Annotated in this window: 18 protein-coding genes; 11 read left to right on the forward strand and 7 right to left on the reverse strand. The window is 74.1% G+C overall.

Annotation, left to right across the window (positions count from 1 at the left end):
• Nucleotides 1–4: 4 nt before the first annotated feature.
• From GON04_RS08440 to GON04_RS08470, 7 genes are all read right to left on the reverse strand, one after another.
• Nucleotides 5–1,408, reverse strand: a complete 1,404-nt coding sequence (locus GON04_RS08440) for an NAD(P)/FAD-dependent oxidoreductase (RefSeq protein WP_157397471.1) — start codon at nucleotides 1,406–1,408, stop codon at nucleotides 5–7.
• The gene (locus GON04_RS08445; RefSeq protein ID WP_157397472.1) at nucleotides 1,405–2,397 is read right to left on the reverse strand and encodes a lysylphosphatidylglycerol synthase transmembrane domain-containing protein; all 993 of its coding nucleotides are present in this window, start codon (nucleotides 2,395–2,397) and stop codon (nucleotides 1,405–1,407) included. The genes GON04_RS08440 and GON04_RS08445 overlap by 4 nt, the downstream gene beginning before the upstream one ends.
• Entirely contained in the window at nucleotides 2,397–3,491 is a 1,095-nt protein-coding gene (locus GON04_RS08450) for a glycosyltransferase family 2 protein (RefSeq protein ID WP_157397473.1), read from the reverse strand. Before GON04_RS08450 ends, GON04_RS08445 begins: the two co-directional genes overlap by 1 nt.
• Before the next feature lie 218 nt (nucleotides 3,492–3,709).
• Complete coding sequence (locus GON04_RS08455) at nucleotides 3,710–4,714, reverse strand: glycosyltransferase family 2 protein (RefSeq protein ID WP_157397474.1); 1,005 nt, start codon at nucleotides 4,712–4,714, stop codon at nucleotides 3,710–3,712.
• Between the two features lie 127 nt (nucleotides 4,715–4,841).
• On the reverse strand, nucleotides 4,842–6,152 hold the full coding sequence (locus GON04_RS08460) for a 3-deoxy-D-manno-octulosonic acid transferase (protein WP_157397475.1): 1,311 nt from the start codon (nucleotides 6,150–6,152) through the stop codon (nucleotides 4,842–4,844).
• Complete coding sequence (gene waaC / locus GON04_RS08465; RefSeq protein WP_157397476.1) at nucleotides 6,152–7,156, reverse strand: lipopolysaccharide heptosyltransferase I; 1,005 nt, start codon at nucleotides 7,154–7,156, stop codon at nucleotides 6,152–6,154. The genes GON04_RS08460 and waaC overlap by 1 nt, the downstream gene beginning before the upstream one ends.
• 95 nt (nucleotides 7,157–7,251) lie before the next feature.
• Nucleotides 7,252–8,634, reverse strand: coding sequence for a phosphomannomutase/phosphoglucomutase (locus GON04_RS08470; RefSeq protein ID WP_157397477.1), 1,383 nt, complete (start codon nucleotides 8,632–8,634; stop codon nucleotides 7,252–7,254).
• Between the two features lie 114 nt (nucleotides 8,635–8,748).
• Here GON04_RS08470 and GON04_RS08475 point away from each other — a divergent pair, with 114 nt between their 5' ends.
• The 11 genes from GON04_RS08475 to GON04_RS08525 all read left to right on the forward strand — a co-directional run bounded on the left by GON04_RS08475 (nucleotide 8,749) and on the right by GON04_RS08525 (nucleotide 21,033).
• Nucleotides 8,749–10,248 (forward strand): DNA-3-methyladenine glycosylase 2 family protein, encoded by a 1,500-nt coding sequence (locus tag GON04_RS08475; RefSeq protein ID WP_157397478.1) that lies wholly within the window; start codon nucleotides 8,749–8,751, stop codon nucleotides 10,246–10,248.
• Nucleotides 10,245–10,739, forward strand: coding sequence for a methylated-DNA--[protein]-cysteine S-methyltransferase (locus GON04_RS08480; RefSeq protein WP_157397479.1), 495 nt, complete (start codon nucleotides 10,245–10,247; stop codon nucleotides 10,737–10,739). The genes GON04_RS08475 and GON04_RS08480 overlap by 4 nt, the downstream gene beginning before the upstream one ends.
• A complete protein-coding gene (locus GON04_RS08485) occupies nucleotides 10,736–11,671 on the forward strand; it encodes a DMT family transporter (RefSeq protein WP_157397480.1) in 936 nt (311 codons plus the stop codon). Before GON04_RS08480 ends, GON04_RS08485 begins: the two co-directional genes overlap by 4 nt.
• Before the next feature lie 165 nt (nucleotides 11,672–11,836).
• Entirely contained in the window at nucleotides 11,837–12,187 is a 351-nt protein-coding gene (locus GON04_RS08490) for a hypothetical protein (RefSeq protein WP_157397481.1), read from the forward strand.
• Nucleotides 12,184–13,683 (forward strand): oligosaccharide flippase family protein, encoded by a 1,500-nt coding sequence (locus tag GON04_RS08495; RefSeq protein ID WP_157397482.1) that lies wholly within the window; start codon nucleotides 12,184–12,186, stop codon nucleotides 13,681–13,683. The genes GON04_RS08490 and GON04_RS08495 overlap by 4 nt, the downstream gene beginning before the upstream one ends.
• A complete protein-coding gene (locus GON04_RS08500) occupies nucleotides 13,680–15,152 on the forward strand; it encodes an O-antigen ligase family protein (RefSeq protein WP_232532959.1) in 1,473 nt (490 codons plus the stop codon). Before GON04_RS08495 ends, GON04_RS08500 begins: the two co-directional genes overlap by 4 nt.
• Nucleotides 15,149–16,117, forward strand: a complete 969-nt coding sequence (locus GON04_RS08505) for a glycosyltransferase family 2 protein (protein ID WP_157397483.1) — start codon at nucleotides 15,149–15,151, stop codon at nucleotides 16,115–16,117. Before GON04_RS08500 ends, GON04_RS08505 begins: the two co-directional genes overlap by 4 nt.
• Nucleotides 16,114–17,181: a glycosyltransferase family 2 protein gene (locus GON04_RS08510; protein ID WP_157397484.1), complete on the forward strand. Its 1,068-nt coding sequence runs from the start codon at nucleotides 16,114–16,116 to the stop codon at nucleotides 17,179–17,181. Before GON04_RS08505 ends, GON04_RS08510 begins: the two co-directional genes overlap by 4 nt.
• Nucleotides 17,178–18,398, forward strand: coding sequence for a glycosyltransferase family 4 protein (locus tag GON04_RS08515; RefSeq protein WP_157397485.1), 1,221 nt, complete (start codon nucleotides 17,178–17,180; stop codon nucleotides 18,396–18,398). Before GON04_RS08510 ends, GON04_RS08515 begins: the two co-directional genes overlap by 4 nt.
• The gene (locus tag GON04_RS08520) at nucleotides 18,398–20,059 is read left to right on the forward strand and encodes an FAD-dependent oxidoreductase (RefSeq protein ID WP_157397486.1); all 1,662 of its coding nucleotides are present in this window, start codon (nucleotides 18,398–18,400) and stop codon (nucleotides 20,057–20,059) included. Before GON04_RS08515 ends, GON04_RS08520 begins: the two co-directional genes overlap by 1 nt.
• The gene (locus GON04_RS08525) at nucleotides 20,056–21,033 is read left to right on the forward strand and encodes an NAD-dependent epimerase/dehydratase family protein (protein ID WP_157397487.1); all 978 of its coding nucleotides are present in this window, start codon (nucleotides 20,056–20,058) and stop codon (nucleotides 21,031–21,033) included. Before GON04_RS08520 ends, GON04_RS08525 begins: the two co-directional genes overlap by 4 nt.
• Nucleotides 21,034–21,061: the final 28 nt, after the last annotated feature.

The following is a 21,061-nucleotide window of genomic DNA, read 5'->3' on the forward strand; positions in this document are numbered from 1 at the left end:
GGCCTCACCCGGCCGGCTGCACCGACTGGCAGCCCGGGGGTCGGGTGTCGCCGGGGCGGCCCGCCGTCCCGCGCTCGCCGGCGTGGCCCCCCAGGCCGCCGGCAACGTCGGCCGCGATGGCGCGGCCCTGCCGGATCGCATAGTTGGTGCCGCGGTCCTCGGGGTAGATCTGCGCCATGGTGGCCAGGTGCACCCCCTCCACGCCGGTGCGCGTCGGCGGGACCAGGCGGCTGTAGCCACGCTCCACGATCGGCTGTGACCAGCGGGCGCGCCATACGTGCGCCGCCAGGACGTTGGCGCGCGACAGCCGGGGGAACATGCGCTGCAGGTGGCCGAGCGTGAAGTCGACCACCTGGCCGTCCTCCATCCGGTACAGCTCGTCGGTCTCGGGCAGGTACTTCGACAGGTAGACGATGTGGCGCCCGTGGTAGCTGGAGGCCGGCTCGAAGTTGGTGTGCTCGATCACGCCCACGAAGGGAAAGCCCGGGTCGTTGACGTTCAGCCAGTAGGTCTGCGACAGGCTGCGATCCAGCTCCAGCACGATGCACACGTTGGCCAGGTAGCGGATGCGCCGCAGCCGCTCCACCTCCCCGGGGCCGACATGGGGCGCGAGCAGGTCGGCGGCCAGCGGCAGCGGCGTGGTCAGCACCAGCGCCGCCGCATCGACGCTGCCCTGCGGGGTGATGGCGCCCGTGATCCGGCCCGCGTGCACCTCCAGCCCGGTGACCGGCGTGCCGGTGCGCACCTCCCCGCCCCCGGCCCGGATGGCCTGAGCGACCGCGTCGGCCAGGGCCGCGAAGCCGCCCCGGTAGTAGGCCAGCTGCTCCTGGCCACGGGCGCCGCGGCTGCCGCCGCGCAGCTTGAGCTTGTTCCACATCCAGACGGCCGAGATCTCGTCGGCGACGGCGCCGAACTTGCCGCGCAGCAGCGGCGCCCAGACCACCCGGAAGACCTCGTCGCCGCCCAGCGCCCGCAGCCACTCGGCCGCGGTGCGGTCCTCGAGCCCCATCCAGTCCTGCACCCGCCGCGCGCGCAGCGCCAGAAGACCGAGGCGCAGGCGGTCGGCGAACCGCAGCGGCGTGAAGCGCAGCACGTCGGCCGGGGTCGAGAGCTTGAGGAAGCGGTGCGCGAAATACATGCCGGTGCGAGTCGAGCGGGCCAGGATGCGGTCCTCGGTGCCGAGGTCGCGCGCCAGCTGCACCACGTGCAGGTCGTTGGTGAACCAGTGGTGGTAGAACTTCTCCAGCCGCTCGCCGCCGACGTCGAAGCTGCCGGCCAGCCCGCCGATCTCGTCGTCGCGCTCCAGCACCACCGCGCGCACGCCGCGCCGCGTCAGTTCGTAGGCCGCCGCCAGGCCGCAGAAGCCGCCGCCGACCACCACCACCTGCTGCCGGCCGTCCCCCGTCATGGCGCCGTCGCGTGGCGATCGGAACGCAAGGCCGACGCCCCGCCCTGCCAGGCCAGCAGGGCCAGGCCGGCCGCGGTGACCGGCGCCCACAGCACGGCGTGGGCGGCCAGCGCGAACGCCACCGCCACCTCGCGCGGCGCGCCGAAGGCCGCCAGCCCCAGGCTGGCGAACCAGTCGAAGGTGCCGACGTAGCCCGGCGTGCCGGGCAGCAGCGTGGCCAGGGTACCGGTGGCCATGGCGAACCAGGCCGCCCACGGCGGCGTGTGGCTCGCCAGGTCGGCGGCGATGGTGGCGAACACGGCGCCCTCGCAGGCCCAGACCGCCAGCGTCAGCGGCAGCAGGACCAGGGCCCGGCCTGGCGAGCGCAGCAGGGCGAAGCTGTCGAGCAACCGTGCGGCGCCCTGGCGCAGCAGGCCGACGCCGGCGGCTGGCGCCGGGCCGCCCTGGCGTCCGAGCCGGCGCGCGACCGGCGGGCCCAGCACCGGCAGCAGCACCAGCAACACCAGCGCTGCCGCCGCGACCACGCCGGCGCCGCGCGCCAGGCCCGCCGGCAGGGTCCCGGCAGGTGCCGCCCAGGCACCGGCGAAGAACAGCGCCAGCAGCAGCGCCAGGTCGAGCAGGCGCTCGAGCACCACCGAGCCCAGCACCGTGGCGGCCGGAAGGCCCAGCCGCTGGCGGAACCCGAAGGCCCGCACGGCGTCGCCCGCCCGCAGGGGCAGCACGTTGTTCAGCGCGATGCTGGCAACGTAGGGCGTGACGCAGTCGCGCAGGCGCAGGCGGCGGTCGAATGCCGCCAGCATCCACCACCAGCGCAGCACGCGCAGCGCATAGCCGGCCGCCAGCAGCCCGGCCGCCAGCAGCAGCCCGCCCGCGGACAGGTGCGACGCCGCTTGCCACAGCGCCGGGCCATCGATGCCGCGCAGCAGCAGCACGAGCGCGGTGGCGGCGACCGCCAGGCCCACGACCAGCCGGATGCGGCCGCCCGTCATCACACCTGCGCGCCGGTCCGGCCGGTGGTGTGGGCCGGTTGCCGCGGCGGGTGCATCAGCGCCTCGGGCGTGCGGATCGGAACGGCCGAGGCGCACTGCGGCAGGCCGCCCGGTTCGAAGCCGAGCTGCTCCTTGACCAGGTACAGCGGCCGGCGCTTGACCTCGCCGTAGATGCGCCCGATGTATTCGCCCAGCACGCCCAGGAAGGTCAGCTGCACGCCGCCGATGAACAGCACGGCGATGAACAGCAGCGTCCAGCCCTCGACCCAGTTGCTGGTGGCCAGCCGCATGGCCAGGGCATAGACCACGCCCACCATGGCCAGCACCGCCGCCGCCAGCCCGACGTAGATGGCCAGCCGCAGCGGCGCGGTGGAGAACGACAGGATCCCGTCGGCGGCGAAGTGCAGCATCTTGCGCAACGGGTACTTGGTGGTGCCGGCGAAGCGGGCGGCGCGCCGGTAGGGCACCGACTCCTGGCGGAAGCCGGCCCAGGCCACCATGCCGCGCACGAAGCGGTCGCGCTCGGGCATGGCCTGGAAGGCTTCGGCGGCGGTGCGGTCCATCAGCCGGAAGTCGCCGGTGTCCAGCGGGATCGGCGTGTCCGAGACGCGGTTGATGATCCGGTAGAAGAGCTTGGCGCTCCACTGCTTGAACGCCGACTCGCCCTCGCGCTCGGTGCGCACGCCGTAGGCCACGTCGACGCCGTGGCGCCAGCGCTCCAGCATCTCGAGGATCACTTCCGGTGGGTCCTGCAGGTCGGCGTCGATGATGCAGACGGCGTCGCCGGCGCAATGGTCGAGCCCGGCCGTCACCGCGAACTGGTGGCCGAAGTTGCGCGAGAACGAGACCACCCGCACGCGCGGATCGTGGCCCTGCAGTTCGCGCAGGCAGGCCAGCGTGCCGTCACGGCTGCCGTCGTCGACGTAGACGAGCTCGAGCTGCACCGTGGCGTCCTGGCCGAGCACCTCGAGCAGCCGCCGGTGGGTGGCCGTGATGACCTCTTCCTCGTTGTAGCAGGGCACGACGACCGACAGCAGGATCTTCTGCCATCGGGCCGTGTCCAGGTCGGCACTGGCCGGCGCGCGTGTCAGCATGGCGGGACCTCAGGATGCGACTGCGGACCATCTTGCGGTGCGGCATGCCTCGGCTGGAGTGTCGCGCTGTAAGCACCCGGTCGGGCCAGCGCGGCGGTGCCAGCGATACGGGATGCGGGCGGTGTGCCCAGCAGGAGACCTGACAGGGCGTTACACAAGCACCGTCGTCCCCGCGCTGGATCGCTCGCCGGCGGGGCGGGCGCGCGGCCCGGCGCGGCTCAGTGCGCGGTAGCGTCGAGGCCGCGCCGGCGCACCCGGAACACGTAGTTGCGGGCCAGTCCCGTGGGCCAGAACAGCGCCATGGCGAAGGTGAGCCACCAGCGCTTGGTGAAGATGGCGCGCCGGGCGTCCAGCAACCACTTCAGCGACCCGAGCCGGTTGCCCTCCATGAGGGCGTTGCGCGCCAGGTCGACCTTGATCTGGGCGACGTAGAAGAGCGCCGAGGCGGCCCGGTCCGGATCCATGCGGCCGGACACCGCGCGCAGGCGCATGCGCTCGATGAACGCCGGCACGCGCGGCTGGTCGCGGTGCTCGGACAGGCTGCCCCCCACCTGGGTGCGGTAGGCCACCAGCGGCACGTGGGCGACGCCGATGGTGGTGCGCTCGCCGAGGCGGAACCACAGCTCCAGGTCCTCGCCGTAGGAATCGCCGGGCTCGAAGCAGGGCTGCATGGCGCGCAGCAGGCTGGCGCGCACCGCGATGGAGCCGGTGAAGAAGCTCGGGCCCTTGAGCCAGCGCCGCGCCAGGTCGCCGATGCGCTCGATCTCGGGGGTCTCGGCCGGGAGCCGCCAGGGTGGCGGCGGACCGCCGCCGTTGTCGCGGAACTCGATGAAGCGCGTCGCCACCGCATGGAGTTCGGGGTGGGCCTGCTGCGTGGCGACCAGCTGCGCGAGGTAGCCGGGGTGCTGCCAGTCGTCGGCATCGAGGAACGCGATCCACTCGCCGCGCGCCATGTCGATGGCGCGGTTGCGCGCGACCGACACGCCGGCGTTGGCCTGGCACACCAGCCGCACGCGCGGATCGCGCAGGCTGGCGACGATGGCGGCGCTGGCATCGGTGGAGCCGTCGTCGATCACGATCACCTCGAAGTCGCGCCACTCCTGCGCCAGCGCCGACGCCAGCGTGCCGCCGATGTAGCGTGCCTTGTTGTGGAGCGGCACGATGACGGTGAAACGGGGCGGAGCGGCGGACTCGAAAGCGGTCGATGGGGTCCCGGTGTGCATGGATCGGATCTTCGCTCAGCGGCCCCCGACCTGGCATGGCCCGATCAGGTCGTCACGAGGTAAAGAAAGATGTCGCGGATGCCCGCCGACGCCGGCGCGGCGTCCCGACCGACACGCACGGGTGCCGTCAGGTGCTCGAAGAACCCGACCGTGCGAGCGCCAGCAACGCGTCGGCCGTGCGAGAGGCCGCACCGCGGTGCGCCGCCGCAAAGGCGACGCCCAGATCCGCCAGCCGGGCGCGCCGCGGCCCGTCGGCGGCGAGCGCCGCCGCCTCGCGCACCGCGTCCTCCAGCGTGGCCACGCGCAGGGCGGCGCCCTGCGCCTGCGCCCGCTCGGCGGCCTCGGCGAAATTGAAGGTGTGCGGGCCCATGACGATGGGGCAGCCGCAGGCCGCCGCCTCGATGAGGTTCTGGCCGCCCAGCGGCAGGAAGCTGCCCCCCAGCAACGCCACGTCGGCCAGCCCGTAGTAGAGCGGCATCTCGCCGAGCGAATCGCCGATCCAGATGTCGGCGTCGGCGGGCCCCTCGTCGCCCCACGCGCTGCGGCGCCCGACCGTGAAGCCGGCCTGCGAGGCCAGCGCCGCCACGGCGTCGAACCGCTGCGGATGGCGCGGCACCACGAGCCAGCGCAGCGCCGCCACGGCGCCGTCGCTGGTGCGCCGGGCCCAGCCGGCGCGCTCCAGCTCGCGGCTGGCGGCCAGCACCTCGAGGAAGGCCGCCTCCTCGCCCTCGCGCGAACTGGCCAGCATGGCCACCGGCCGGTCGAGACCGGCACGCCAGGCCCGGCCCCGGGCCAGCAGCGCGGGATCCGGGCGGGCATCGAACTTGAGGTTGCCGTACACGCCGTCGACCCGCGCGCCGGCGCGGGTGAGGCGCCGGGCGTCGTCGTCGGTCTGGGCCCATACCGCGTCGAGCGCGGCATAGGCCGGGGCCGCCAGCCGCCTCAGGCGCAGCGCCTGGCGCAGCGACTTCTCGGACAGGCGGGCATTGGCCAGCGCCAGCGGCACGCCGGCGCTGCGGCAGGCGGCGATCAGGTTGGGCCAGACCTCGGTTTCCATCAGCACGCCGACGCTGGGCCGGAAGTGCGCCAGGAAGCGCCGCACCGCCTGCGGCGTGTCCCAGGGCAGCCAGGCCTGCACGTCGCCCTCGCGCAGCAGCCGCACGCCTTCGGCGCGCCCGGTGGCGGTGCCGTGCGTGAGCAGCACGCGCAGCGCCGGGTCGCGCGCGCGCAGGGACTCCAGCAGGATGGCGGCGGCGCGGGTCTCGCCCAGCGACACGGCGTGGATCCAGAGCGCGCCCGGTTGCGCCGGGGTCTGGTAGGTGCCGAAGCGCTCGTCGATGGCCTCCAGGTAGCCGGGCTCGGCGGCGCCGCGGCGGCGCAGCTTGCGGCGCAGCAGCGGTTGCGCCATCAGCACGGCGGCGGAGTACAGGCCGCGCATCACCACGCGACCGCCCCCGCGCGCGCCGGCCGGTGCTGCCAGCAGTCCTGCCAGGCCTCCCAGACGGCATCGACGCCGGGCGCCGCGTCACCGCCGACGGCGCGCTGGTGCGCGCGCCCGAGCGGGCCGGCCCGCCACACCCGTGGCTGGCTGAACACCTGCACCAGCGGCAGGTCGAGCGCGATGCCCATGTGCGACACGCCCGAGTCGACGCCCACCACGCCGGCGCAACGCGCCATCGCGTCGAGCAGTTCGGCCAGCGGCAGGCGCGGCAGCACGTGGGTGCCGGCCCCGACCTCGGTGGCGATGCCCAGCGCCAGCGCCTCCTCGGCCGCCGAGGCCTGCGGCAGCAGCACGCCGAACCCATCGGCGACCAGGCGCCGCGCCAGCTCGGTCCAGGCGGCGCGCGGCCACTCGTTGTCGGGCCGGGTGGTGCCATGCGCGAGCAGCACCTGCGGCGGGGTGGCCGGCTCATCCGCCGCCCAGGGATAGACCGGCGCCGTGTCGAGGAAGCCCGGTGTCTCGTAGCCGAGCGCCCGGGCCGCGAGCAGGCGCGTGCGGGCGACCGCATGGATGCGGTCGGGCATGGGGATGGGACGCTGCAGCAGGTGGCGCACCGGCCATTCCCAGGCGCACAGTTCGCTGCGGTTGCCGAAGGTGGCGCTGAAACCGCCGGGCGCCAGGCGGGCATGGCGCGCGACCCAGGCCGACTTCACCAGCCCCTGGCAGTCGAGCACGGCGTCGTACGCCACCTCCTGCAGGGCTTCCCGGTGGCGGCGCACTTCCGCCCGGGTGGCCAGGGCCCAGCGGCTCTTGCGCCAGCGGCGCTGCGCCACCGGCAGCACGCGTCGCACGCCCGGCGCGCGCCGCACCAGGTCCTGGAAGCCCTCCTCCACCGCCCAGTCGACGACCACGCCCGGGAAGTGGGCGTGCAGGTCGTGCACGACCGGCAGGGTCTGCACCACGTCACCCAGTGACGAGAGCTTGACGAGAAGGACGTTCAAGGCGGCGGGCTGGACAGATGGAGCCGTCCATTGTGACCTGCCGGGCGGGGCCGATCGGTCACCGCGCGGTCCTGTCGCCGCGTGGCGGCGCCGGCTCAGTGCGCCGCCGCCGCGATCTGCGCGTCGGGCTTGACGCTGCGCAGCAGCTGGAGCATCTCGCCCTCGATGCGGTGCAGCGCAGCCTCGGTGTGGCCCTCGAAGCGCAGCACCAGCACCGGCGTGGTGTTCGAGGCCCGCACCAGGCCGAAGCCGTCCGGCCAGTCGACCCGCACGCCGTCGATGGTCGAGATCTCGGCGGGCTTGGGAAAGGCCGCCTTGGCCACGAGCTCGGCCACGACGCGGTGCGGCTCGCCCTCGGCGCACTTGACGTTCAGCTCCGGCGTCGAATAGCTGGTCGGCAGGCCGTCCAGCAGGGCGCTGGGGTCCTGCTCGCGCGAGACGATCTCCAGCAGGCGGCAGCCGGCGTAGGTGCCGTCGTCGAAGCCGAACCAGCGCTCCTTGAAGAAGATGTGGCCGCTCATCTCGCCGCCGAGCGGGGCGTCGACCTCCTTCATGCGCGCCTTGATGAGGGAGTGGCCGGTCTTGTACATCAGCGGGTGGCCGCCGGCGGCGCGGATGGCGGGCGCGAGGCGCTGGGTGCACTTGACGTCGAACAGGATGGTGCCGCCGGGCACGCGGCTGAGCACGTCGCGGGCGAACAGCATCATCTGGCGGTCCGGGTAGATGGTGTTGCCGCCCTTGGTGACGATGCCCAGCCGGTCGCCGTCGCCGTCGAAGGCCAGGCCGAGTTCGGCATCGGTGGTCTGCAGGGCCCGGATCAGGTCCTTCAGGTTCTCGGGCTTGCTCGGGTCCGGGTGGTGGTTGGGGAAGTTGCCGTCGACCTCGCTGAACAGCTCGATCACCTCGCAGCCGATGGCCCGGAACAGGGCCGGGGCGCTGGCCCCGGCGACGCCGTTGCCGCAGTCGACGACGATCTTCATCGGCCGGGCGAGCCGGATGTCGCCGACGATGCGGTCGCGGTACGGAACGAACACGTCGACGTTGCGGACGTTGCCGGGCTGGGCATGCTGCCAGCTCTCCTGCTCCATGGTGTGGCGCAGCTGCTGGATCTCGTCGCCGTAGATGGCGCGGCCGGCCAGCACCATCTTGAAGCCGTTGTAGTCCTTCGGGTTGTGGCTGCCCGTCACCTGGATGCCGCTGCGGCACAGGGTGCTGGCGGCGAAGTACAGCATCGGCGTGGTCGCGATGCCGATGTCGATGACGTCGACGCCGGTCGCCACGAGGCCGCGGATCAGGGCGGCCGACAGCGCGGGCCCCGACAGGCGGCCGTCGCGTCCAACGGCGACGGTGGTCTCTCCCTCGGCCCGGGCCGCGCTGCCGAAGGCCCGTCCCAGGCCCTCGGCCACCTCTTCGGTCAGGGTGGACGGCACGATGCCGCGGACGTCGTAGGCCTTGAAGATCGAGGGCGAGACTTGCATGGTCGGGCAGGTTCCTGTGGGCGACGGAAAGGAGCGGCGATTCTAGGCGCAGGGTGCGCGGGGACATGTCCGGAAACGGCTGGTCCCGCGCCGGCGGCTGCCTATGATCGGCGCATGACCACCGACGCGGACACCCTCCAGCCCGACGCCTGCTACCTGGCGCTGCAGGCCCGCGACGCCCGCTTCGACGGCTGCTTCTTCACCGGCGTGACCTCGACCGGCATCTACTGCCGCCCGGTCTGCCGGGTGCGCACGCCCAAGCGCGAGAACTGCCGCTTCTTCACCCACGCGGCGCAGGCCGAGGTGGCCGGCTTCCGTCCCTGCCTGCGCTGCCGGCCGGAACTGGCGCCGTCCGCGCCGCGCTGGTCGATCCAGGACGCCAGCGACGTGCTGGCCCAGCAGGCTGCGCGGCTGCTCGACGAGCCCGAGGCCTGGGACACCGAGCCGCCGTCGGTCGACCGGCTGGCGCGCCGCCTGGGCGTGAGCGACCGCCACGTGCGGCGCATCTTCGAGGCCCGCTTCGGCGTCTCGCCGCTGCAGTACCTGCAGACGCGCCGGCTGCTGACGGCCAAGCAGCTGCTGGCCGACACCGACCTGCCCGTCACCCAGGTCGCGCTGGTCAGCGGTTTCGCCAGCGTCCGGCGCTTCAACGCGGCCTTCGCCCAGCACTACGGCCTGAGCCCGAGCCGGCTGCGGCGCGAGGGCGGCCACGGCGGCACCGGCGTGGCCGTGCGGCTGGGCTACCGGCCGCCGTACGACGTCCAGGCCATGCTCGGCTTCTTCCGCACGCGCGAGATCGCCGGCGTCGAGTTCGTCGGCGAGACCGAACTCGGCCGCACCCTCGCCATCGAGCTGGGCGGGAAGCTGCATGCCGGCTGGCTGCAGGCCCGCTTCGACGAGCCGCGCCACCAGGTCGTGCTGACCGTGGGCGACACGCTGCGCCCGGTGCTGCCGCTGGTGATCCGCCGCCTGCGGGCGGCGCTCGACCTCGATGCCGATCCGCTCGCGATCGCGTCGGTGCTGCACGGGAGCTTTCCCGACACCGATGGCCTGCGCGTGCCGGGATCGCTCAGCGGTTACGAGCTGGCGGTGCGTGCCGTGCTCGGCCAGCAGATCACGGTGGCGGCGGCCCGCACGCTGGCGCGCCGGCTGGTCGAACGCTTCGGCGAACCCATCGAGACCCCGTGGCCGCAGCTCACGCGGCTGTTCCCGGGCCCGGCCGTGCTGGCCGCGGCCGCCGGCGACGCGCTGGGCGAACTGGGCATCGTGCGCCAGCGCCAGGCGGCGATCGTCGGCATCGCCCGCGCCGTCGCCGAGGGTCGGCTGCAGCTGCATGCCGGTGCCGACGTGCCGGCGACCGTGGCGCTGCTCAAGACCCTGCCCGGCATCGGCGACTGGACGGCGCAGTACATCGCGATGCGCGCGCTGCGCTGGCCCGACGCCTTCCCTTCGGGCGACGTGGCGCTGCAGAAGGCGCTGGGCGTCCAGCAGCTCAAGCAGGCGGCACGCGAGGCCGAGGCCGCCTCGCAGGCCTGGAAGCCGTGGCGCAGCTACGCCGTCATCCGCGCCTGGGCCCGCCTGGGCGCAGCGCCCATCCTGAAAGGCACACCATGAACCACTCCCTTCCCCGCGTCGCCGCCCGCCACGCCACCCCGCTCGGGCCGGTCCTACTGGCCGCCACGCCGGCCGGCCTGGCCGGGTTGTGGTTCGAGGGCCAGAAACACCACCCCGACACCACCGGCTGGCGCTTCGATCCGACCCATCCGGTGCTGCAGGAGGCGATGCGCCAGCTCAACGCCTGGTTCGCCGGCACCCGCAGCGGGTTCGACCTACCACTCGACCTGCAGGGCGGCACCGCCTTCCAGCAGGACGTCTGGCGGGCCCTGCTGGCCATCCCGCGCGGCGGCCACACCAGCTACGGCGCCCTGAGCCGCCAGCTCGGCCGGCCGCGGGCGGTGCGGGCGGTCGGCGCGGCCGTGGGCCGCAACCCGCTGTCGGTGGTCGTGCCCTGCCACCGGGTGCTGGGCGCCGACGGCTCGCTGACCGGCTACGCCGGCGGCCTGGAGCGCAAGACCGCGCTGCTGCGCCTGGAGGCGGCGCCTTGACGCTGCGCGGGCGCGGTCCGCGCGCCTGGGTGGCCGACTTCGTGCTGCTGGCCGCGATCTGGGGCAGCTCGTTCCTGTTCACCCGGCTCGCCGTCGTCGAGTTCGGGCCGATGGCGACGGCCGCCGGACGGGTCGTGGTGGCCTCCGCCTTCCTGCTGCCGCTCACCCTGCTGCGCGGACTGGGCCCACAGCTGCGCCAGCACTGGCGCGCCATCTTCACCATCGGTGCGCTCAACTCCGCCATCCCGTTCGCGCTGTTCGCGTTCGCGGTCACGACCATCACGACCGGCCTGTCGGCCATCCTGAACGCGACGGTACCGCTGTTCGGGGCCCTGGTCGCCTGGGCCTGGCTGAAGGACCGGCCGGCGGCTTCGCGGGCGCTCGGCCTCGCGGTGGGGTTCACCGGCGTCGCCCTGCTGGCCTGGGACGAAGCCAGTTTCAAGCCGGGCGCGCAGGGCGTCGCGCCGGCCTGGGCCGTGCTGGGATGCCTGGGCGCGACGCTGTGCTACGGCATCGCGGCCAGCGCGACCAAGAAGCACCTGCAGGGCCTGTCGCCCCTGGTCACCGCCACCGGCAGCCAGCTCGGCGCCACCCTTGGCCTGGTGCTGCCGGCACTGTGGTGGCGGCCCGACCACCTGCCCGGCGCCACCGCCTGGCTGGCCCTGGTCGCGCTCGGGGTCCTGTGCACCGGGCTGGCCTACATCCTCTACTTCCGCCTCATCGAGGAGACGGGGCCGGCGCGCGCCCTGGCGGTCACCTTCGTCGTGCCGGTGTTCGCCGTCTTCTACGGCGTCCTCTTCCTCGGCGAACACGTGACCGCCTGGATGCTGGCCTGCGCAGCCATCATCGTCTGCGGCACGACGCTGTCGACCGGGCTGCTGAAGCTGCCCTCGCGCGCGCACCGGCCCGCGCCACACCGGGCACGACCGTAGGCCGCGCGCCCGCTCATCCGGCGGGCATTTCCTGCACAGCGCGCCGCGATGTGCACGTGAGCCGACGTAATAGCTCCTTCGGGTCATGGCCCCCCTGAGCAGCTGGGCCCCGTGGCCCTCGCCTTCGCTTGAGAATGGTCCGCATCGATGGCCAGGAACACGACGATGCGTAGCTTTCTTCCCGCAGTCGCCCTGTGCGCCGTGCTTGTGCCGGCGTTCGCCGACGGCACTGTCCCCGACCTGTCCGCCGGCCCCCCGCCCGCGGACCGCGGCGTGCAGACCGCCCTGGCGCAGACGCCGGCGGCCGGCACCCAACCGGCACCGCGGCCCCCCGTCGGCGGGGCGGCCGTGGTCGTCGCCAGCTTCAAGGGCGAGGCGCCCATCGCGTCCAGCGCGAGCGCCGCCCCGCCGCCCGAGCAGCAGGAGCACCAGCCGACCACGACCGCCATGATGCTCACGGCGCTGGTGCTGATGACAGGCATTGCCCTGCGACGCCGGGGTCCCGACCAGTCATGACAGCTCCGCCGCTGCGTTCGCTGGCCGAGCGTGCCTTCAAGTGGAGCGCGTTCACGACGGCGGGCCGCTTCGTGCTGCAGCTGGTCGCGCAGATCCTGCTGGCCCGCCTGCTGGGCCCCGACAACTACGGCGTGTACGGCATCGGGATGGTGGTGCTGACGTTCAGCACCTTCCTGTCCGGCAATGCCTTCAGCTACGTCCTCATGCTGCGCAAGGACGTCGACGACCACGACGTGCGCTTCGCCTTCAGCTGGCAGCTGCTGGCCGGCACCGCATGCGCCCTGGCCATGTTTGCCCTCGCCGCGCCGCTGGCCGGCTTCTTCAGCGATGCGCGGGTCGAGCCCATGGTGCACTGGATGGCCGTCGCCAGCCTGCTGCTCGCATTGAGCGGCACCGCCGGCTGCCTGCTGCAACGCGACCTCAACTTCCGCGCGCTGGGCCTGATCCAGGTCGCCGGCTACGCGGCGGGCTACCTGCTGGTGGGCGTGCCCATGGCCCTGGGCGGCTGGGGCCCGCAGGCGCTGGCCGCCGCCTGCGTGGTGCAGGCCGCGGTGGTGCTGGTCGCCAGCTATGCCGTGCGGCCGCACCCGCTGCGCCTGCTGCTGCGCCACCCGCTGGGCGCCGAGACGCTGCACACGGGCCGCACCGTGTTCCAGACCAACCTCACCAACTGGCTGCTGATGAACCTCGACCGCATCGTGATGGGCCGGGTCCTCAATCCGCACGCCATCGGCCTCTACAACGTGGCCTACAACATCGCCTCCATCCCGCACACGCTGCTGGTGACCGCGCTGCAGCCGACGCTGCTGGCCACCGGGGCCCGCCTGCAGGACGACCGCGGCCAGCTCGCCCAGGCCTGGCTGATGGTGCTGGCCTGCATCGCCGTGCTGCTGGCGCCGGCCTCGGTCGTGATGGCGCTGCTGGCCGGCGACCTGGTGCAGGTGCTGTACGGCCCGGCCTGGTCGGAGGCCGGCTGGGTGATGGCCGTGATGTTCCTGTGCGTGCCGGCCTGGGCCGCGCTCAACCTGTCGACGCCGGTGCTCTGGAACACCGGCCGCAAGCACCTCGAGGTGCGGCTGCAGCTGCCGCTGTTCCTGCTGGCGGTGCCGGCTTGGTGGCTGCTGGCGCCGCACGGCGTGCGGGCGGTGGCGCTCGCCTCGGCGGCCGTGATCGCGCTGCGGGCCGCCGTCATCGTCGGCGCCAGCCTGCGGGCACTGCAGCTGCCGGCGACAGTGCTGCTGCCGTTCGCCGGCCGCGGCCTCGCGCTGGCCCTGGTGTGCGGCGGCGCCGTGCTGCTGGGCCGCCATGGCGCGGCCTCCCTGAACCATCCCATCGTCACGCTGCTGGCCGGCGCCACGCTCGGCATGCTGGTCGTGCTGGCGCTGGTCGCGGCGCGGCCGCAGCTGCTCGGACCCGAAGCCCGCGCCGTGGTCGCGCGGCTGGTCCCCGCCATCGGCCCGCGCTGGCCCACCCCCGCCCCGGAGGCTCGCCCATGACCCGTGCCGCATCGGCATCCATGCAACGCACCGTGCCGCCGCGCCGATCCGGCGGCACCGCCGCCGGCGCCGACAGCATCACCGACGTCGAAAGCGCCAGGACGCGCGCCGCTCCCCGCAAGTGGATGGGCCTGCTGCCCTGGGTGTTCCCGGCCATGCTGGTGCTGGCAGCGCTGGGCATCCTGCTGTCCGGCCGTGACCTGGCCCAGGCGTTCATGGACCTGGAGCGCGAGACCGAAGGTGGCGCCGGCCTCGTGCGCCACCCCCTGATGCCCTGGGCCCAGCGCGGCGTGTCGCTGCTGCTGGTGGCGGCGTCGATCGAGCGCATCGCCAGCCACTTCATGCAGCGCCGGCCGGTGCCCACGCCCACCCTCACCTGGGCCTTCCTGGCCTACTGGCTCACCACCGTGGTGACGCCGGCGGTGTTCGGCGCGCATCCGCAGATCTCGCACGAGTACGCCTACTCGATGCTGTTCGGGCTGGCCGCCACCCTGTGCGCCGAAGCCGACAGCGACCGCATCGTCGCCTGGTCGCGCGACGCCCTGTTCCTCTACATGCTGGCCGGCATGGCCCTGGTGCCGGTGATGCCCTCGCTGGTGCTGGACACGGCCTACACCCAGGGCCTGCTGCCCGGCCTGCCGCGCTTCGGCGGCCTGGCGTCGCACCCGGTGATGATGGGCATGCTGACCCAGACGGCGCTGCTGCTGCTGTGGACGCACCCGTTCGGGCGCCGCTGGCTGAACGTGGCCGCCTGGACGCTCGGCCTGGGCGTGCTGTTCCTGGCCCAGTCGAAGACCGCCTGGGTCGCCTTCCTGCTCAGCGCCACCCTGCTGGTGATCGTGCGCCGCACGCCCCAGGCCGTTCAGCGGCTGGGCGACCCGCGCCACAACTCGTTCGGCGTGCTCGCGCTGTTCGCCTGCATCGCGGCCGTGCTGGCGCTGCTGGGCGCGGTGCTGGTGGTCGACGTGCCCGGGCTGGTGTTCGACTACTTCGACACCAGCGAGGGCGCCCAGCTGGTGTCGATGACCGGCCGCGACCGCATCTGGATGGTGGCCATGGCCGAATGGCACAACTACCCGGTGTTCGGCTACGGCCCGCAGCTGTGGGACGCCGAATACCGCCAGTCCATCGCGATGCCGAACGCCACCCACGGCCACAACCAGTTCATCGACACGCTGGCGCGCTGCGGCAGCGTGGGCGCCGCCGGGCTGGTGGTCTATGCGCTGGTGCTGCTGGTGCTGTCGGTGCGCTACGCCCGCGCCACCCGCGGCCTGAGCGTGGCCATCTTCGCCACCCTGGCGCTGCAGTCGATCAGCGAGATCCCCTTGCTGCTGGCCGGCTACGGCACCGACCTGTTCACCCATGTGCTGCTGCTCGTCGTGCTGGCCGGGGCGGCCGCCGGCCGGCAGCGCCCGGCGGCCGCCGAGGCCGAACCGCTCGCCCCCCGCCCGCTCAGGAGCGCCCCATGAAGTTCTCCGTCGTCATTCCCCTGTACAACAAACGCCAGTACGTCGCCAGCGCGGTGCGCTCGGCGCTGGCGCAGACACTGGCCCCCCTCGAGGTGATCGTCGTCGACGACGGCTCCACCGACGGCGGCGCGGACCTGGTGGAGGCGATCGGCGACCCGCGGGTGCGGGTGGTGCGCCAGCCCAACGCCGGCGTCTCGGCGGCGCGCAACCGGGCGGTGGACATGGCGCGCGGCGACTGGATCGCCTTCCTCGATGCCGACGACTGGTACCACCCCGAGCTGCTGGCGGCACTGGCGCAGGCGCACCAGGCCAGCCCCGGCGCCGGCATGCTGGGCGCGGGATTCCGCCGCGTGCCGCACCTGTACGGCGCCGACCCCGAGGGCTGGTCGGTGGCCGAGGGCTTCTACGAGGTCGAGGTGGTGGAGGACCTGCGCATGCGCTGGATGAAGAACGCGCCGTTCTGCACCAGCAGCGTGGCCATCCGGGCCGACCTGCTCCAGGGCATGCAGCCGTGCTTCGCCGTCGGCGAGTTCGCCGGCGAGGACCTGGACCTGTGGTTCCGCGTCGGCGACCTGACGCCGGCGGCGCTGGTCAACGCGCCCTTCGTGGCGGTGCGCAACGTGCCCCAGAGCCTGAGCAGCACGCACTCGCGCACCGACATGGCGCCCTACCTCGAGCGCATGGATCGGCGCGCGCGCGCCGGCGAGATCCCGCGCCATTTCCGCCGCTCGGCCTTCTGGTTCATCGGCCAGCTCCAGGTGACGCTGGCGCGCGAGAGCCTGGCCGAGGGCGACCGCAGGCGGGCGCTGTACTGGCTGCTGCGCGCGCGCAACGTGGCCTGGGGCCGCCGCTGGCAGATCACGGCACTGATGACGCTGTGCATGCCCTCGCGCCTCGCCGGCACCTGGCAGCGCTGGCGCCTGCGCAGCGCCGAGGTGTTCTCCCCCGAAGGTCCGCTGTCATGAGCCTGTCCGCCCAACCCTGCCGCGTGTCGATCGTCATCAAGGCGCTCAACGAGGAGGACAACATCTGCGACGCCATCGAGAGCTGCCTGGCGGCGCTGCGCGCCATCCCCGGCGAGGTGATCCTGGCCGATTCGTGCTCGACCGACCGCACGGTGGAACTGGCGCGCCGCTACCCGGTGAAGGTGGTGCAGTTCGCGCGCGCCGCCGACCGCGGCTGCGGGGCCGGTCCGCAGCTGGGCTACCAGCACTCCAGCGGGGAGTACGTCTACCTGATGGACGGCGACATGAAGCTGGTGCCCGGCTTCCTGGAGCAGGCACTGTCGTTCCTGGCCCAGCACCCCGAAGTGGCGGGCGTCGGCGGCCGCGTCGTCGAACAGAACCTGGAGAGCATGGAGTACCGCGAGCGCCATGCGCGCGCGGCGTCGCACCTGCAGCCCGGCCAGGTCGACCGCCTGGACGGCGGCGGCCTGTACCGCCGGCGCGCGATCCAGGAGACCGGCTACCTGTCGGACCGCAACCTCCACAGCTACGAGGAGTTCGACCTCGCCGTGCGCCTGCGCGCGCTCGGCTGGAAGCTGTGGCGGCTGCCGATCGACGCCGTCACCCACTACGGCCACGACGCGCCGCCCTACCGGCTGCTGCTGCGCCGCTGGAAGAGCCGCTACGCCTGCGGGCTGGGCGAGATGGTGCGCGGTGCGCTGTGGCAGCCGCGCATGCGGCTGGTGCTGCGCGACCTGCGCGAGCTGCGCCTGTACCTCGGCGTGCTCGGCTGGTGGGCGCTGCTGCTGGCCGCCGCCCTCTGGCCTGCCGACGCCGCCGTGCGCGCCGGCGCGGTCGCCACGCTGGCGCTGGTGCCGGTCGCCGCGATGGCCTGGCGCAAGCGCTCGCTCGAACGCGCCGTGTACTCGGTGAGTTCGTGGTGCGTGAACACGGCCGGCCTGGTGCGCGGCTTCCTCGCGCCGCGCACCCCGCCGCAGGACCGCATCGCCAGCCGCGTCCTGAAGGAGCCCGAGGCGGCCGGCGGGCCTGCCATCGGCAGGAAGGAAAGGAACACCGCGAAATGACGAGACCCGCCGGCGTGCCCGCCGTCCTGTCCACCACGCCCCTGGAGACAGCCGGCGGCGGCTTTCCCGCCCCGGCCGCACCGCTGCCGCACGAGGCCAGCCGGGTGGACGGCCGCTACATCTACATCGCGGGTCCCTGCACGCCGATGGGTGGCGGCATGTTCAAGGTCGCCGAGTACCTGGTGCAGGCGCAGCCGCAGGACACCCCCGGCGGCCCGGTGCTGCGCCTGCTGGAGACCCGCGGTGGCGGCAGCGCGCTGTGGTCGCCGTTCTGGCTGGCACGCGCGGTCGCCGCACTGGCCCGCGGGCGCCTGAGCGGCCGGCTGGCCGGCGTGCACGTCAACGTCGCCGAGCGCCTGAGCCTGGTGCGCAAGGGCGTGGTGCTGGGCGCCTGCCGCGTGCTGGGCCTGCGCTCGGTGCTGCACCTGCACGCCGCGCAGCTGGCGCAGAACTACGCCGGCCTGCCCGCGCCCGGCAAGGCGCTGGTGCGCTGGCTCTTCTCGCTGCCGGCCAGCTGCGTGGTGCTGGGCCAGGCCGCCGCCGACTTCGTGACCCGCGAGCTGCGCGTGCCGCCCGAGAAGGTCGAGATCGTGATCAACGGCGTGCCCGAGCCGCTGGCCGTGCGCCGCACCGTCCCCGCCGTGTCGCCGCACGTGGTGTTCCTGGGCAACCTGTCCGAGCGCAAGGGCGTGCCCGAACTGCTGCAGGCGCTGACGCAGCCGGCGCTGGTCGGCGTGCCGCTGCGCCTGAGCCTGGCGGGCGGCGGCCACGTGGAGCACTACAGCAACCTGGCGCAGCAGCTCGGCGTGGCCGACCGGGTGACCTTCCATGGCTGGGCCGGCCGCGAGCAGGTCTCGCGGCTGCTCGCCGACGCCGACGTGATGGTGCTGCCGTCCCACGACGAGGGCCTGCCGCTCGCGATCCTGGAGGCGCTGGCGCACGGCGTCGCCGTGCTCTGCACGCCGGTGGGCGAGATCCCCAACGTGCTGGCCAATGGCCGCGACGCCCGTTTCGTGGCGCCCGGCGATCCGGCCAGCATCGCGCGCGGGCTGGCCCAACTGCTCGCCGACCGCGACATGCGCGAGCGGCTGGGCCGCAACGGCCGTGCCCTGTACGAGGCCCAGTTCTCGGTGCAGCGGTTCGGGATGGCGATCGCGCACGTGCACCAGCGCGAATTCGGCCTGAGCGCTCCGCCGGCACGGGCGGACGGAAGCTGATGCGCGACCGCGCCTCGCGCATCCCGCGCGGCGGCGTCCTGCACGCCGACGTCTGCGTCGTGGGCGCCGGCCCGGCCGGCATCACGGTCGCGCTCGCCCTCTCGGGCAAGGGCCTGTCGGTCCTGCTGCTCGAAGCCGGCGAGCAGCCGCTCGACGCGCGTGCGCAGGCGCTGTATGCCGGCGAGGTCGCGCCCGGCCGGCCGCACCCGCCGCCGGACAGCGGGCGCGCGCGCGGCCTGGGCGGCACCTCGGCCCTGTGGCACGGCCGCTGCGTGCCGCTCGACCCGATCGACTTCGAGAGCCGCGCCCATGTGCCGCACAGCGGCTGGCCGATCTCGCACGGCGGCCTGCAGCCCTGGTACGCCAAGGCCAATGCCTGGCTGGAAGCCGGGCGCTACGACTACGACGCGCGCACGGCCCTGCCCGGTACGCCGCCGCTGGCGCCCGCCCTGGACGGCACGGCGGTGCAGGCGTATGCGATCGACCGCTGGTCGTGCCCGACCGACTTCGGCCGCCGCTACGGACGTCGCCTCGAGGTGGCGCCCGACGTGCGCGTGGTCACCGGCGCGCACTGCACCGGCGTGCGGCTCGACACCGGCGCCGGCGCGGTGCGGCTGCTCGACGTCGCGACGCTGGGCGGCAACCGCTTCCAGGTGGCCGCGCATGCGGTGGTGCTGGCCGCCGGCGCGCTGGAGACGGCGCGGCTGCTGCTGGCCTCCAACGACGTCATGCCGCAGGGCGTGGGCAACCGCTACGACGTCGTCGGCCGCTACCTCCAGTGCCGCCTGGCCGGCCGCGTCGGCACCCTGGTGCTGCACGGCAGCGGCGACCCGCAGCCGGTGCTGGCGGCGGACGGCGTCCCGTGCACGCCGCGCCTGGGCCTGGAGGCCCCCTACCAGCGCGACCTGGGCCTGCTGAACGCGGCGCTGCGGCTGGAGTCGCCGCAGGCCGCCGACCCGGCGCACGGCAGCGCGGTGCTGTCCGGGCGCTTCCTGCTGCAGGCCCTGCGGCGCGAGGCCGATCACGGCGAAGTGCCGGTCTCGCCCGAGCTGCTGGGCAGCCACCTGCTCAACCTCCTGCGCGAACCGGTGGCCAATGCCCGCTGGCTGCACGAGGTGGCCCAGCGCCGCCTGGCCGCCCGCCACCTGCCGCCCCCGCTGCCGCCGACGCGCACCCGGCGCTTCACCATCGCCGTGCAGGCCGAGCAGCAGCCGCTCGCCTCCAGCCGGGTGCTGCTGGGTGCCGAACCGGATGCGCTGGGCATGCGGCGCCTGCGGGTCGACTGGCGCCACTGCCTGGCGGACATCGAATCCGTGTCCCGCACGCTCGAGATGGCCGGGCTGGAGTTCGCCCGCACCGAAGCCGGCCGGCTGGTGTTCGACCGCGAGCGGCTGGCGCACGACCTGCTGCAGGACGGGCCACCGCCCGGCCTGCACGTGGGCACGGCCCGCATGGGGCGCGACCCGGCAACCAGCGTGGTCGACCCCGAGTGCCGCGTCCACGGCGTGCGCAACCTCTACGTGGCCGGGGCCGCGGTGTTCCCGACCTGCGGCCACGCCGATCCCATGCTCACGCTGGTCGCGCTGTCGCTGCGGCTGGCCGAACGCCTGGTGCAGCGCCTGCAGCCACGGCGGGCCGCCACCGAGGAGGTGTTCGCATGAACGTGCTCGTGCTCGGTGCCAACGGCCCGGTGGGCCAGCGGCTGTGCCAGCTGCTGCACGGCAGCGGCCGCGTGACGGTGGTCGCGGCCGCCCCCGACGGCGATCCGGCCCGCGGCCAGGTGCGCCTGGACCCGCAGAACGCCGGCGCCGTGCGCGAAGCGGTGCGCGGGATGCAGGCGGTGGTGCAGTGCCCCGACGCGGGTGGCGCGGCGCTGGTCGAGAGCACCCGCCACCTGGTGCGGGCAGCGGTGGCCGAAGGCTGCGGCCGCCTCGTCCAGGTCGGCTCGCAGGCCGCCTACGGCGAGGTCGAGGGCGTGGTCGACGAGCGCGCCCGCACCGGCCGCCGCGGCGGCGCCTGGCGCGCAGCCGAGGACCTGCTGGTGGCCTGCGGCCGCCGCGGCGGCACGTCGGTGCTGCTGCGCACCGGCTGCCTCTGGGGCCCGCGCGCCGGCACCTGGGCCGAGCGCCTGGCCCGCTGGCTGCATGCCGGCCGGCTGGGTGACCTGGGCGCGGCCGGCGACGGCTGGTCCAACCTCGTGCACGTCGACGACGTCTGCGTCGCCGTGCTGCGCGCCCTGCAGCTGCCGCTGCAGCCGGGCGAGTCGCGCACCTACAACCTCGCCGGCGCCGACAGCCCGCGCTGGAACGAGGTGCTGATCGACCTCGCGCTGGCCACCGGCGCCACGCCGGTGCGGCGCATGCGCCCGCTGGCGCTGCGCCTGCAGGCATGGACCGATCCGCTTGCCGCCACGCTGCTGCGCGCGCCCCCTGCGCCGCCGGCCAGCGAACCCCTCACCCCGGCCCTGCTGGCGCTCTGGCGCAGCCAGCTGCGGCTCGATCCCCGGGCCGCGATGAAGGACCTGGTGCTCGACTGGACGCCGTACCCGGTGGCGCTGCAGGAGATCGCGAGCTGGTGGAGGGGTCGGCAGGAGGAGAGCGAGCTGGAGCCGCTGGCGGTCCCGCAGGGGTCGTAGCTCCCGGCGTCGATCCGCCGGCTGGTCT

The organism is Ramlibacter pinisoli, from assembly GCF_009758015.1.
Classification (GTDB): Bacteria; Pseudomonadota; Gammaproteobacteria; order Burkholderiales; family Burkholderiaceae_C; genus Ramlibacter; species Ramlibacter pinisoli.